This window comes from Streptococcus infantis (assembly GCF_047464715.1).
Taxonomy (GTDB): Bacteria; Bacillota; Bacilli; order Lactobacillales; family Streptococcaceae; genus Streptococcus; species Streptococcus infantis_S.
Genome location: NZ_JASHBJ010000004.1, coordinates 50076 through 62656 on the forward strand (window position 1 = coordinate 50076; position 12581 = coordinate 62656).

General features: G+C 38.0%; 10 protein-coding genes and 2 pseudogenes. 7 read left to right on the forward strand and 5 right to left on the reverse strand.

Translation table 11 applies throughout. The features are described from left to right. Positions 1 to 53: 53 nt before the first annotated feature. Positions 54 to 1088, reverse strand: coding sequence for a glycosyltransferase family 2 protein (locus QM419_RS07290; protein WP_414278348.1), 1035 nt, complete (start codon positions 1086 to 1088; stop codon positions 54 to 56). A 215-nt stretch (positions 1089 to 1303) separates the two neighbouring features. On the opposite strand from QM419_RS07290, the gene QM419_RS07295 reads away from it, so the two are divergent. The 7 genes and pseudogenes from QM419_RS07295 (at position 1304) to QM419_RS07325 (ending at position 8035) form a co-directional block, all read left to right on the forward strand. Beyond that, positions 1304 to 2470, forward strand: a complete 1167-nt coding sequence (locus QM419_RS07295; RefSeq protein ID WP_414278349.1) for a CynX/NimT family MFS transporter — start codon at positions 1304 to 1306, stop codon at positions 2468 to 2470. Positions 2471 to 3017: 547 nt separating this feature from the next. After that, positions 3018 to 4508: a gliding motility protein gene (locus QM419_RS07300; protein ID WP_414278350.1), complete on the forward strand. Its 1491-nt coding sequence runs from the start codon at positions 3018 to 3020 to the stop codon at positions 4506 to 4508. A 41-nt stretch (positions 4509 to 4549) separates the two neighbouring features. Continuing rightward, positions 4550 to 4975: a hypothetical protein gene (locus QM419_RS07305; RefSeq protein WP_414278351.1), complete on the forward strand. Its 426-nt coding sequence runs from the start codon at positions 4550 to 4552 to the stop codon at positions 4973 to 4975. A gap of 173 nt (positions 4976 to 5148) precedes the next feature. Next, complete coding sequence (locus QM419_RS07310) at positions 5149 to 5475, forward strand: PadR family transcriptional regulator (RefSeq protein ID WP_049526196.1); 327 nt, start codon at positions 5149 to 5151, stop codon at positions 5473 to 5475. Next, a pseudogene (locus QM419_RS07315) lies at positions 5462 to 6046 on the forward strand (DUF1700 domain-containing protein); the annotation flags it as partial. The gene QM419_RS07310 and the pseudogene QM419_RS07315, both read left to right, overlap by 14 nt. 240 nt (positions 6047 to 6286) lie before the next feature. Continuing rightward, positions 6287 to 6967 (forward strand): annotated as a pseudogene (locus tag QM419_RS07320) (DUF4097 family beta strand repeat-containing protein); the annotation flags it as partial. Between the two features lie 84 nt (positions 6968 to 7051). After that, positions 7052 to 8035 (forward strand): DUF6574 domain-containing protein, encoded by a 984-nt coding sequence (locus QM419_RS07325; protein ID WP_414254576.1) that lies wholly within the window; start codon positions 7052 to 7054, stop codon positions 8033 to 8035. Positions 8036 to 8139: 104 nt separating this feature from the next. On the opposite strand, the gene QM419_RS07330 is transcribed toward QM419_RS07325, so the two are convergent. The 4 genes from QM419_RS07330 to QM419_RS07345 form a co-directional block, all read right to left on the reverse strand. After that, on the reverse strand, positions 8140 to 9000 hold the full coding sequence (locus tag QM419_RS07330; protein WP_414254575.1) for a DUF4299 family protein: 861 nt from the start codon (positions 8998 to 9000) through the stop codon (positions 8140 to 8142). A 121-nt stretch (positions 9001 to 9121) separates the two neighbouring features. Beyond that, a complete protein-coding gene (locus tag QM419_RS07335) occupies positions 9122 to 10108 on the reverse strand; it encodes a rhodanese-related sulfurtransferase (RefSeq protein WP_414254574.1) in 987 nt (328 codons plus the stop codon). 128 nt (positions 10109 to 10236) lie between these two features. After that, complete coding sequence (locus QM419_RS07340; RefSeq protein WP_414254573.1) at positions 10237 to 10926, reverse strand: lysostaphin resistance A-like protein; 690 nt, start codon at positions 10924 to 10926, stop codon at positions 10237 to 10239. A gap of 158 nt (positions 10927 to 11084) precedes the next feature. Next, positions 11085 to 12572 carry an ABC transporter substrate-binding protein gene (locus tag QM419_RS07345; RefSeq protein WP_414278352.1) on the reverse strand — a complete coding sequence of 496 codons (1488 nt, stop codon included), beginning with the start codon at positions 12570 to 12572 and terminating at the stop codon, positions 11085 to 11087. Positions 12573 to 12581 lie beyond the last annotated feature (9 nt).

The following is a 12581-nucleotide window of genomic DNA, read 5'->3' on the forward strand; positions in this document are numbered from 1 at the left end:
ATGGTATCCTCCTACACAGAGAAAATGTTTAATTGAGCATGAGATAAGGAGTCTTAATCTAAATACTGAATTTCAGATTTATAACTTTTTCTCCATTTAAAACCTTTAATCAACCCAACTATTGTGCCTATGCCGTAGGCAAAATGGATTGAAAACAGCATAACTGGCATTAAGAGCAATGCTACATTTTTATGTTTCAATAAGGTAAGTATAGTCAATGATATAACAAAAAGGCTATAAATCGCTAATAGAAACATTAAAAAGAATGGAGAAAAAGGTATTAGTATAGTACTTACAATAATACTTAACACAAAAGCAAAGGGAACATAATGAAAAATAGATAGACATCTTGGTTTAACATGAGTTGTCAATCCAATCCATAGACCATTTGAATACTTTTGGTGGAGCATCTTTTTAAATGTTGGTCGAATATATTGATAAGATAAAACGTTGGGACTAAATCTAATTTTATATCCGTGATTTCTGATACGATAATGAAGTTCATTGTCTTCTGTTCTTCCAAGCTGTTCATCGACTAGACCAGCTTTCTCAAAAACTTCTCGACGGTACATACCATGAAAAATTGAAGAAACATATCTGTCTTGAAAGCTATTTCGATAATCTGCGATGCTACTTCCAAACATATTTTCTTCAACGATATGTAAAGCTTCTGACCATTTCCCTTCGCCTTCAACAATCGTCGGTCTAGGGCCACCACAGATATATTCTCCCTGATTGATTAGCTCAACATTATTCCTCACAAAATTCTCTGTGACTTTGGAGTGCGCATCAATCTTCAAAATAAGGTCTCCATTAGAGTTCTTAATCCCTAAATTAAAACCACTTGCTTGATTCTTTTTAGGGTTATCATACAATCTAATCGACCTAAATTCGGTATCCTCAGAGATAAATCGCTGAATAATATCGATTGTCTTATCAGTAGACATTGCATTAATAAATAGAATTTCAATATTTTCTTTATTGTATGTCTGTCTTTTTAAATCTTCAATTAAGCCTGGTAAATATTTTTCTTCATTATAAGCACTAATCACAATAGAGACGATTAAATTATCGATTTGTTGAATCACTTACAGTCTCCTAAATATTTTCTTTCACTATTTTATCACAATTTTTCAGACTTTCCTATTTTTATTTGAATACAAGAAAAAAACTAGTAAATCTATCCTTCTTTTTTACCCATGATTTCGATCAGCTAGTTAGCGGATTCCCTCATCCTATCTTGACATCTATTGGAAAAAGCCTTAAAATAAGCTGTTATCAAAATCAGCTTATTGAGGTTCACATGAAAAAACGATCACTCTTTTTTATTCTAGGAATTATCTTAATTGGAGCGGTCTTAAGAGCTCCTTTTACGGCCTTACCGACTATTTTAGGAGATATTGCCCAAGGTTTAGGAGTGGAAGTTAGTTCACTTGGTGTTTTGACCAGTCTCCCTCTCTTAATGTTTGCCCTTTTCTCCTCTTTTGCGACCCGTTTGGCTCAAAAAATTGGACTTGAGCACCTTTTCACCTATAGTCTTATCGTCTTGACCATAGGTTCAGTGATTCGTATCTTTAATCTTCCCCTGCTCTATCTGGGGACTCTACTAATCGGAGCGAGTATTGCGATCTTTAACGTGCTCCTTCCTAGCCTGATTCAGGCAAACTACCCGCAAAAAATCAGTTTTCTGACAACACTTTATGTGACTTCTATGGGGATTGCAACAGCTCTTGCTTCCTATCTATCTGTACCCATCAGCCAAGCAAGTTCTTGGAAAGGCTTGATTCTCTGTTTATCTTTGGTCTGCCTACTAACTTTGGTGGTCTGGTTACCTAACTATAGTCACAATCATTTTCTAAAAGGAAATGAGAAAAAACAAAAGAAAGAGAATATCTTAAAAAACAAGCAAGTCTGGGCCATCATGATCTTTTGTGGTCTCCAATCCTTACTCTTCTACACTAGTATGACTTGGTTACCTACCATGGCAATCAGTGCTGGCTTATCTCACACAGATGCCGGTCTTTTAGCTTCTATCTTTTCTCTGACTAGTATCCCCTTCTCCATGACCATTCCAAGTCTAACGACTCGTTTGTCCAATCGTCACCGTCAAATCATGTTAACAATCGTCTCTCTGGCTGGAATGCTTGGAATTGCTATGCTTTTATACCCGAGCAACAGTTTCCTCTACTGGTTGGTGGCCCATCTCTTAATTGGTACTGCCTGTAGCGCACTTTTCCCCTATCTCATGGTTTGCTTCTCTATCAAAACAAGCTCACCTGAAAAGACGGCTCAATTGTCTGGACTTGCCCAGACCGGTGGCTACATTTTGGCAGCCATCGGCCCAGCCCTCTTTGGTTACAGTTTTAACTTTTTCCAATCTTGGGTCCCAGCCGTACTGGCTCTTCTAATTATTGATATCATTATCATTATTTCAGTCTTTATAGTGGACCGAGCGGATAAAATCCTTTAAAAGGTTGAAATTCAACTCAACGAGAAATACTTTTCAAGCCAGACGGATGTCTGGCTTTTTCTTTTAAAAATGTTTGATAAGACTCTTCACAAGACTTCCCTGAATCCTAAACATGCTATAATATACCTATGATGGAAACAACTATACAATTTATCTCTCAAAGAAGTCGAAACTCTCTCAATTGAAGGGGATTGTTTTGCCCCTAAAAACATCCATGTAGATTCCTCTAACTTTTTAAATGATATACCATAGTTACGCTATTTCAACTTTTTTACTGGTATCCAAAAAAGTAAGGACGCAACTTCAATCATTAATCTGATAAAGCTAGAATATCTAACAATCAAACCTTCCAAGGAGGTTAAACTTTTGCATCATAAAATCCTTCAATTACCAAATTGAAGGATGGCTCAGTCATTGAGAAACCAGAAATCTATCTAAAATAAAATCTTAAAGAACTTTACTTGTTTTAACTCGATTACAAACAAGTATTTGTTTAAAAGTCTAAAAAGACTATTGAAAATGTAGTAACATTTAAGGAGAAATTTATATGCTAGCAAAAGCAGGGGACGTATATTGTGTTTATAATTTCCATCTTAAAAAATACATAGCTTGTCAAATAACCAAGATTGAAGAGGGGGAGAAAAAGCCTCAGGCTGTCCTGCTGTCATTAGACTGGTCAGGAGAAGAACCTCTTAGAGAAGAAGAACTATCTTTCTTAAAGCCACTGTACATTGATTTTATGTACTGGGAAAGAGACTTACATCTGAGTAATGTTGATATTCATGTACCGTCAAATTATATTTTTATTGGTAATACAACACCATTAACAACCGAAAGCACAAACACATATGCTATGTTTTGGGGGAATGGTTATGATGTTTATAGGCAACTGAAATGGCAAGAAATATCAAAAGAAAAAAGAGATTTATTTAAGAAAGCAGATAAAAGCAAGGAAAAGGTTTCATTTGCAGGGAATGACTACCGTATTTCTAAACACAATATCAATGACGAGTGGGCTCCTTTTGAAGACGCATTAGAATTAAAAGTCTTTCCTTGCTTATCTAAGTTAGCATTAACTAAATGGCACAAAAATATATATGAGTATTTGCAGTCGACTCCTTTTATTACAGAACTAGTTCTTGAAAAGCATGGACAAACAAAACTGGATTTTTCTAAGACATCCATACACCGACTTTCCATTGATTTGACAGGTGTAGAGGAACTTAGATTGAATGATGATTTGGAGGAGCTACTCTTATTAGGAGACATGAGCGACAATTGTCAGATACTTGTAAAGGATCATGGAGCCAGCTTACGATTACAACTTGATCGTTCTCTGCCTAAGGTGCTGGGATTAAAGGATTTGGGAGCCATCCATTGTTCTAACATCCTTGAAATAGACTTTGCACAAATCTTGAATAACTATCCAAATCTTAGGGAATTGAGATTATGGGGGAAACCTGGTAATATTCTTAATTTCCATAAATTGTCAGAGTTAAAAGAGTTAATCAATTTTTCAACCGTTGATTTGTTTGGCTTTACTGCAGAGGATATCCCCAAACCAGAAGATTTACCTCAATTAAGCATGTTTTGGATGAGTAGCTTACCAGAAGATGCCGCTAAAGTAGCCAAAAAATATTATAAAAAACAACAGGACAAGGGACTGAATCTTTGGATAACAAAACCTAGAAAATCTGAATGGCTAGCTCAAAACCTAGACAATCCATTTCGCTCATGGGATGGACAAGAAAATATTTCAAACGCAAAAAAAGCAGCCTCTCTATATAGAAAGACTAGAGCAAGCCTTATAAAGCTTCTAGAAAACCCCAATGAGAACACTATGACAAACGTAGAAGTTCTCATAAGAGAATATACTCAAGGTTTCAATAAAATGGACAAACGTAACTGTTTTATTGAAACAATCGAGAGAGAGGATATCTATAGTGCCCTAGTTGAGATCTTAGATTTACTACCTGAAGATTTAGGGATGGACAAAGAAAAATTTATAGAAATCTTTGATGAGCTAAAAGATTTTTAAATGAGAAGCCTTTCTAGTTCATTCTTGAAACGGAGATTATCATGACTAACTTTATACAAACTATCACAGTAGAAAATCGGCAGGTCGACAAAGAAAATTACTTTACAATTGGCTACTCTCCTGAGATAGAAAAATCTTTACTGTGTGTTTATATTTCTTGGATTGCTGGTTATGAACGCTATTACCAGTTAGATGATGGAGATTTGGCTCTCTTTGAAAGCAAACGAGAAGCATTTCTCAAAAAATATGAAAAAGAAATCAAGGCTTATCGGACTGAAAGATTGATTGTTTCTGGGGCTCCGAGGGATTACAATTTCAGATCTTTGCCTGAGAATATCCTAAAAAACTTGGATAGCTATCCTCCATTTAACGGATATGTCTATCAAAACGGCATCCTCTGTGCTAGAATCAAGATTGAAGACAAGTATTTTTATCTTCCGCCCATTTATGATGAGGATTACAGATAAGCATTGCCTCAAAGTAATGCAAAACAGCCTCTAATCTTCTAGTTTTTGCTGGAAGATTTTTTATATGTAAAATTTTTATACATATTACTTGACAGCGTTTCCATTTAGATGTATGATGTATGTGTAGAATAATTATATATAAAATTTTTACATACTAAAAAAGGAGGTGCCCCATGTATTTTCCAACATCATCGGCCTTGATTGAATTTCTCATCTTGGCCATTCTAGAACAAGGGGATTCCTATGGTTATGAAATTAGCCAAACCATTAAACTCATCGCCAAAATCAAGGAATCTACTCTCTACCCCATCTTGAAAAAACTGGAGACCAACCGCTATCTGACTACATACTCTCGCGAATACCAAGGTCGGATGCGCAAATACTACTCCTTGACAGAAATTGGAGAGGAGCAACTATTTGTCCTTCGAGAAGAATGGACACTCTACACTGACACTATCAACGGCATCATAGAAGGGAGCATTCGCCATGACAAGAACTGAATATTTGAATCAGCTTGAAGCCTATCTGATGAAGCTTCCTCAAGCTGATCGCATCGAAGCCATGGATTACTTCAAAGAACTCTTTGATGATGCTGGTCCAGAAGGTGAGGAGGACCTTATCGCTAGTCTGGGAAGTCCAAAAGAAGCTGCCCATGATGTCCTGACTACACTTCTTGATAAGAAAATAAACGAAGAAAATTCCAATAAGAACAACCGTCAGGTTTTACAAATCGCAATCATCGCACTTCTGGCTGCACCTATCGGGATTCCAGTCGGGATTGGTCTTCTCATGGCTATCATCGGGATTTTTATCGCTGCTGTCAGCGTACTTATGGCCTTCTTTGCTGTATCAGTGGCTGGACTAATCCTAGGAGGCGTTCTCCTATTTGAAAGCTTCTACGTTCTGGCTGAATCGACATCTGCTTTTGTGCTGATTTTTGGAGGAGGTTTATTAGCGATTGGGGCTTCGTCTCTAGTCTTACTAGCAACTTCTTATGTGACCCGTTTCTTTGGATTACTAGTCCTTCGACTTATCCAATGGATTCTTAATAGAGGAAAGAGAGGTGAAAGAGAGGTGAAAGACATGCGTAAATGGACAAAAGGATTTCTTATCTTTGGTGTTGTTACTAGTATCATTGGTTTTTCCATGATGATCATCGGGATCCAAACAGATGGTGTCAGAAGCCTCCTTGCAATGTCTCAAAAACCAGTATTTGAAAGCCGTAAGGAAGAACTTGTATTTGACCAAGACATTGAAAATCTAAACATCTCTCTAAAAGAACATTCGCTCGTTATCACTGAATCAAGCGATGACAAGATTCACATCCAGTATCATCCAACCTTCTCTGAAAAAGAAAATCTTCAAAATTCTATCAAAGAAAAAACTCTTGATATTTCAGACACCGAGTCAACTAAGCGTCGCTCTATAGGTTCTAGTATTGAGGGTATCCTATTTATCGCAAGCAGAGTCTCAAGCCGCAATGATGAAGTCGTGCTCTCATTACCAAGAGGAAAAGAATTAAAAAATCTAACCACCCAGATCGAACATGGAGATCTTTCGATCACTAATGCAAAACTTAGTAATGCCAAGATTCAGTCAAATGGCTATCTTCGTATCACTAGTAGCGACATCAAAAATAGCCAATTAACCACAGCTGGAATCGTCAATGTATTTGAAACAAATCTAACAGATAGTCGCATCAAAGCAGAGCATGAACATATCATGGCAGACGATATCCAAGTACATGGTAGGGTGGAATTTGAGGCCAAAACAACTATCTCGCTCGAGTTATCCCAAAAGGAACTTGACCGAATCAATGTAGATTTTTCTACTGAACATGGTGAAATCTATCGTTGGCACCGAGACGGACATGACAGTCCTAGGGGAGGTAGTAAAGGTGAAACTTTAGCTAACCCATACAAAACAGAAAAAAAAGATACGCAAGATCTCCTCGTCGCAAAAGCGAATCAACGTATCTATTTCCCAAAATGAGATCGCTTGCTTTCTTATAGAAATCATGAATAAAAACAACTAGTAGTTACTACTCAAAAATTAATCAAAAAAGGGAGGTCTATTATGACTCAAGAATGGTTTGAAAGTGCTGATTTCGAAAAAACAGCCAACAATGATAAAAAAGATAGCCCATCCGACTCAGTTCTCCTTGAAGAAGATTCAGAGGCAGGAGAAGAGGCGCCAGTAGTTGAGGAAAATCCTCAAGCCAATCCTGAAAATCAGGAAACTGACCTAGAAAAAGTAGAGGCTGAAGAAGAAGAAGAAACTGAAGAAGCTGAAGAAGAACTGGTAACAAAGACAGACAAGTCAGAAGAACCTGTTAAAGAAGTTTCTCAGACAAGCAAACCTTTAACCAGCAAATCTTTGGAAAGCCCATTTTTACCAGACCCTACACCTACAAAAACTGCAATCTTCAAAGAAGAATTGGCTGATTTTTGGACTTGGCTACTAGGTGCTCTTAAAGAGCCAACAGCAAGCATTGATACAGATAAAAAACATAGTTATAACGCCTTTGCGCTCCTAACTATCTTTTCTGCCACAAGTTTCCTCTTTACAGTTTATCACGCCAAGCAAGCCTACTACGGCCATATGGCAGCCATCGACTCTAAAGCTCTCCAACATTTCCCTTCACTAAATCTCTTTTCTATCTTCTCAATTTTGGTAGCTACAAGTCTCTTCTTCTTTTCTATCCTCATGGGCGGATTCGTAGTCAAACGCTTTGTCGACCAAGACCGTAACTGGACACTGGAAAAAGCCTTGCAAGAGTATAGCAGACTCTTCGCCCTTCCTATCCTGCTCACGGGTATTGCGAGTTTCTTTGCCTTCTTTAATAGTCTACGTTTTGCAGCTCTACTTTGCCTCATTAGCATTGGTCTGGTACTTCTTGCCAACCTCTACATCATCTCAAAATCTAGTAAAGATAGTCAAAGCGACCCCTTCTATCGCCTTCTCTTGGCCTTCCTAGTCAACGGAAGCATCCTATTTCTCTTTTTCCTAGCAGAAATGGCACTGGTTTTTGATTATCTCCGAATTCTAGCCTTTATGTAATATAAAATCCTGTCAGCTCTTGACAGGATTTTTTGTACACAAAAAGCAGACCAAACGATCTGCCTTTTCACATTATTTAAAACCAATATCTTTCATTTATGCCTCTAGTTACCTTTTACTAAGTTCTCAAAATCTTTCCCTAAAACAGGGCCTACTTCTACTTGGTTAGCATCTAAGTCCTGATAAAGTTCTTTTGGCAAAGCTTCTAAAAACGCTTGATAATCCAGTCTAGCTACTGCTTCATAGTCTTCTGGTTTTGAACCATCTCCAGAGATTTTCACTAGGTCAATCTCCCATACAAGCTCCTTGCCTACTAACTGTTCAACGTAAGGTGCTGGAATCACAGGTTCTTTTGGTAAGATAGTTTTTACTCCCTGAGCTAGGTGGTAGATACCATGAACCTTACCTTCTCCATCTGGATAAAATTTTGCGCTGGCAGGGTAAGCATCTGAACCTTGAACCTTCTTGACTAACTCTTCAAAACGTGTCAATCCATCTTCTTCTAGGAAACTCTCTAAATCCTTCTTATCAAAGTAAACAGGTGAAAGAATTCCTTGGCAGAAGGCCATACGAGCAGCCTTATCCGCTAGATAGCTCTTGACAGTTTCTTGGAAATAGTTTTCCAAGTCAAAGTCTGCCAAGCCTTCAACTGCTTCACCAACCTTGCTAGACAAAGCCCGCAAGAGCCCTTCTACAATCTCCCAATCAGCTCTTGTAATCAAGTCAGGAATGATGACTTGATAGCCTTTTTGAGCATCTAGATATCGAACTTTAAAGAGAAATTGAGACTTACCTACGATTCCACACTCGATATACTCAAGGCGATTGAGAGGTTGACGGAGGTAGACAGCATCATAACTATGCGACTCTAGGCCTTCTACTAAGCCTAAAATTGATTTGGCCGTAAGAATCTCCTGTTGTCCTAAAATACTTTGTTTATTTGGAATAAAAAATGTCTTCACCATAATGGTCTCCTTTGAAATCGTTTACATATAGTATACACCATTTTCCTGAAAGATGCAGAAACAAATTTAAGATTTTTTGGTCAAAAGCATAGAAAAACAGCCCCTAAGGACTGTCTGACTTTTATACAACTTCAGAATGATCCAAGTTCTCACCAATCGCTGCTAAACGCTCGATGACTTGGTCTTGCGTCAATTCATGTTCTAAAACATAGCGATTACGTGGGTGAACACGGCACTCGTGCGAGCAGCCACGGAGATATTTATCTTCGTTGTCTTCTGATGCCAAGATACGGCGGTTACAGAAAGGATTACCACAGTTTACATAGCGTTCGCACGGTGTGCCATCAAACCAATCTTTCCCTACAATGGTTGGATTGACATGGTTGACATCGACTGCAATACGTTCATCAAAGACATACATTTTCCCATCCCAAAGTTCCCCTTGAACTTCTGGATCTTTCCCATAAGTCGCAATTCCTCCATGCAATTGACCGACATCTTTGTAGCCTTCACGGACCATCCAACCTGAGAATTTCTCACAGCGGACGCCACCTGTACAGTATACTACGACACGTTTATCCATGAATTTTTCCTTGTTATCACGAACCCATTGTGGCAATTCACGGAAGTTGCGGATGTCTGGACGGATAGCCCCACGGAAGTGTCCAAGGTCGTACTCATAGTCATTACGAGTATCAAGGACCACTGTATCTTCATCTAAGAGGGCTTCTTTAAATTCTTTTGGTGACAAGTAAGCACCTGTTGTTTCAAGAGGATTGATGTCGTTATCAAAGTTATCATCCTCTAAACCAAGGTGGACGATTTCCTTTTTGTAGCGAACAAACATCTTCTTGAAAGCTTGCTCTTCTTCTTCATCAATCTTGAACCAGAGGTCTTCCATCCCTGGAAGGCTGTGAACGTAGTCCATGTATTTTTGCGTTGTTTCGTAGTCACCAGAAACAGTTCCGTTGATCCCTTCGTCAGCCACTAGGATACGGCCCTTGAGGCCAATAGACTTACAGAAAGCCAAGTGGTCAGCCGCAAATTGTTCTGCGTTTTCGATTGGAACATATTTATAGTAAAGTAAAACACGAATAGGTTTTGCCATAAGATTCTCTTTTCTAAGATTAAATTATCAGAATTTTTCATTCAACTATACCAGTATACTCCCTCAAGAAAGCGAACGCAATTTATTTGACCGAAAATTGAAAACAAGACCTGAAAACAGGTCTTGTTTTAGCTGAATATTCGATGAAGAAATGTTAACAAAAATGGTAAGGTTGCGACAATATTATTGATAACATGAACGATATAACCAGGATAGATACTCTTGGTATAGCGAGTTAGACCCGCATAAAAGATTCCAAATGTCGCAAAAACAAGAATATCTAGTACACTGGGAAAACTTGTAAAGTGAGGAAGAGCAAATAAAACCGAAGGAAGAATCAGGTCAAGCCCAAATTTCGAATCTTTAAAGAAGGCATGTTGGAGCAATCCTCTATAAATCAACTCTTCCATCAGAGGCCCTAGGAAAAATAAGGTCAAGTAGAGTCCCAACTCGGCAAAATTTGTCTCACTATAACCGATCAACACGGCCCAACCTTCATAGGTAGACTGAACATGTCTAGCCGTTTGGAAATTAAACGTTATATGAAGCACAGCTACGAGAATCGTCAAAACTGTATACCAAAGCCATTTTTTCTTTGGAATAACAAAAAGATATCCATGACCTGTCTTGACTAATATCCATACCATCAGTCCGATGAAGACTAGACTGACAAGATTTCGAATCCAGAAAAAATTGCCAATTTGAGAAGAAAATTGCCAGTAGTTTTGGATTATAAGTGTTAGCTGAGAAAGTCCATATACGAAAAATAAGTAGGATAAGATTGCACTAGTTTTGAAAATAAGATGGTATTTTTTCATATACTTATTACCAACGATGCTTGTAAGGCAAATGCCTGGGTTCAAAATACAGATAATTATATGTATTTATTCTAAAAAAAATCACCACCCCGTCTGGAAAACTCCAGACAAGGCAGTGATCGCATCTTTTAGGAATGAATACACGAAATCAATTATTCTTATGATTTTTTGCTTTTCAAGAATTCGTCGTATTGTTTTTGCATTTCATCCAATACTTTTTGGTAAGCACCTTCAGATTTAAGTTTTTCCATCAATTCTGGAATAGCTTTTTCTGGGTCTACAGTACCAGTGTTGATAGCTGTATCGAATTGTTGCATAGTGTTAGTGATAGCTGAGATTTCAGATTTCACGTTGTCAGTGTTGAAGATGAATCCAAGCGCTGGAGATTCTTTTGCAGTTTCCAAGTCTTTCTTAGATTGTGCAATTTGTTCATCTGTTACGTTTTCGTTGATGTAAAGGATCCAGTTGTTACCAGTGTTCCATCCTGACATGTGAGTGTTTCCTTTGTATCCATCAAGGACTTTAACACGGTTTTCTTTACCTTCAACTTTTTCCCAGTTCTTGCCTTCTGGACCGTAAACAAGACCGTTCAAGAGTTCTGGGTTAGTATTCAAGAGGTTCAACACTTCCATTGCTTTTTCTTTGTTCTTAGAGTTGTTTGAGATTACAAAGTTAGCAACTTGAGTTGTTTGGTTTTTCTTGATGAAGTTAGTGAATGGTTTGATTTGGATGTCTCTGTTAGCAACACGAGAAAGCAAGCTGCTACCGTAGTCAGCTGGTCCTACTGTTTCTTCGCGAACAAGCCAAGTATCTTGAGTAAGGTCATATGAAGTATCACTAGTTGCTACGTCTTTTGGAATGTATCCTGCTTCATAGTATTTGTGCATAGTCTTCAAGTGTTCTACGAAACGAGGAACTTCGTAACGGTTTACGATCTTAGTAGTGTCGCCTTCAAGGTCAATGACGAATGGAAGACCATTTGCAACTGGGTAGTCAAAGTTTTCTGATGGGATAAAGTTTTTACCAACAGCGAATGGCATTACATCTGGAGCTTTTTCTTTGATTTGTTTCAATACTGGTTCAAGTGTTTCGTATGAAGTTACACCTGAGATATCGATACCATATTTTTCAAGAAGTGGGCCGTTGAAAGCAAAGTTTTGTGAAGATGCAACGTTGGCTGCAACTGGAACTGCATAGATTTTACCGTTTACAGTGTTACCTTTGATGTAAGCTGGGTCAAGCGCTTTGTAAAGGTCAGCTCCTTCTTTCTTGTACAATTCTGTCAAGTCAGCATAAGCACCTTTTTGAGCGTTTACGACATAGTTATCTGCAAAGGCGATATCATAGTTTTCACCTGATGAAGTGATAACTGACATTTTCTTGCTGTAATCACCCCAACCAAGGTATTGGATATCCAATTTAGCACCAACTTTTTCTCCGATGATTTTGTTTGCATTTTCTAGCAATTCATCCAAGTTATCTGGTTTGTCACCGATTTGGTACATTTTGATAACAGTTGCATCACCTGATGATGATGATTCAGCAGCTTTTTGGTTATTTCCTTTAAGGTTACCACAAGCTGCAAGGCTAGCAGCCAAAGCTACAAGGCTAGCTGATGCAAAAGCATATTTTTTCCAGTTTTTCATGATAAAAAC

What these genes read in the sequence shown, in the direction of transcription:
- QM419_RS07325 (WP_414254576.1), top strand. Translation starts at nt 7,052, where the DNA reads ATGACTCAAGAATGGTTTGAAAGTGCTGATTTCGAAAAAACAGCCAAC.
- QM419_RS07345 (WP_414278352.1), bottom strand. Translation starts at nt 12,572, where the DNA reads ATGAAAAACTGGAAAAAATATGCTTTTGCATCAGCTAGCCTTGTAGCT.
- QM419_RS07340 (WP_414254573.1), bottom strand. Translation starts at nt 10,926, where the DNA reads ATGAAAAAATACCATCTTATTTTCAAAACTAGTGCAATCTTATCCTAC.
- QM419_RS07300 (WP_414278350.1), top strand. Translation starts at nt 3,018, where the DNA reads ATGCTAGCAAAAGCAGGGGACGTATATTGTGTTTATAATTTCCATCTT.
- QM419_RS07310 (WP_049526196.1), top strand. Translation starts at nt 5,149, where the DNA reads ATGTATTTTCCAACATCATCGGCCTTGATTGAATTTCTCATCTTGGCC.
- QM419_RS07295 (WP_414278349.1), top strand. Translation starts at nt 1,304, where the DNA reads ATGAAAAAACGATCACTCTTTTTTATTCTAGGAATTATCTTAATTGGA.
- QM419_RS07330 (WP_414254575.1), bottom strand. Translation starts at nt 9,000, where the DNA reads ATGGTGAAGACATTTTTTATTCCAAATAAACAAAGTATTTTAGGACAA.
- QM419_RS07335 (WP_414254574.1), bottom strand. Translation starts at nt 10,108, where the DNA reads ATGGCAAAACCTATTCGTGTTTTACTTTACTATAAATATGTTCCAATC.
- QM419_RS07305 (WP_414278351.1), top strand. Translation starts at nt 4,550, where the DNA reads ATGACTAACTTTATACAAACTATCACAGTAGAAAATCGGCAGGTCGAC.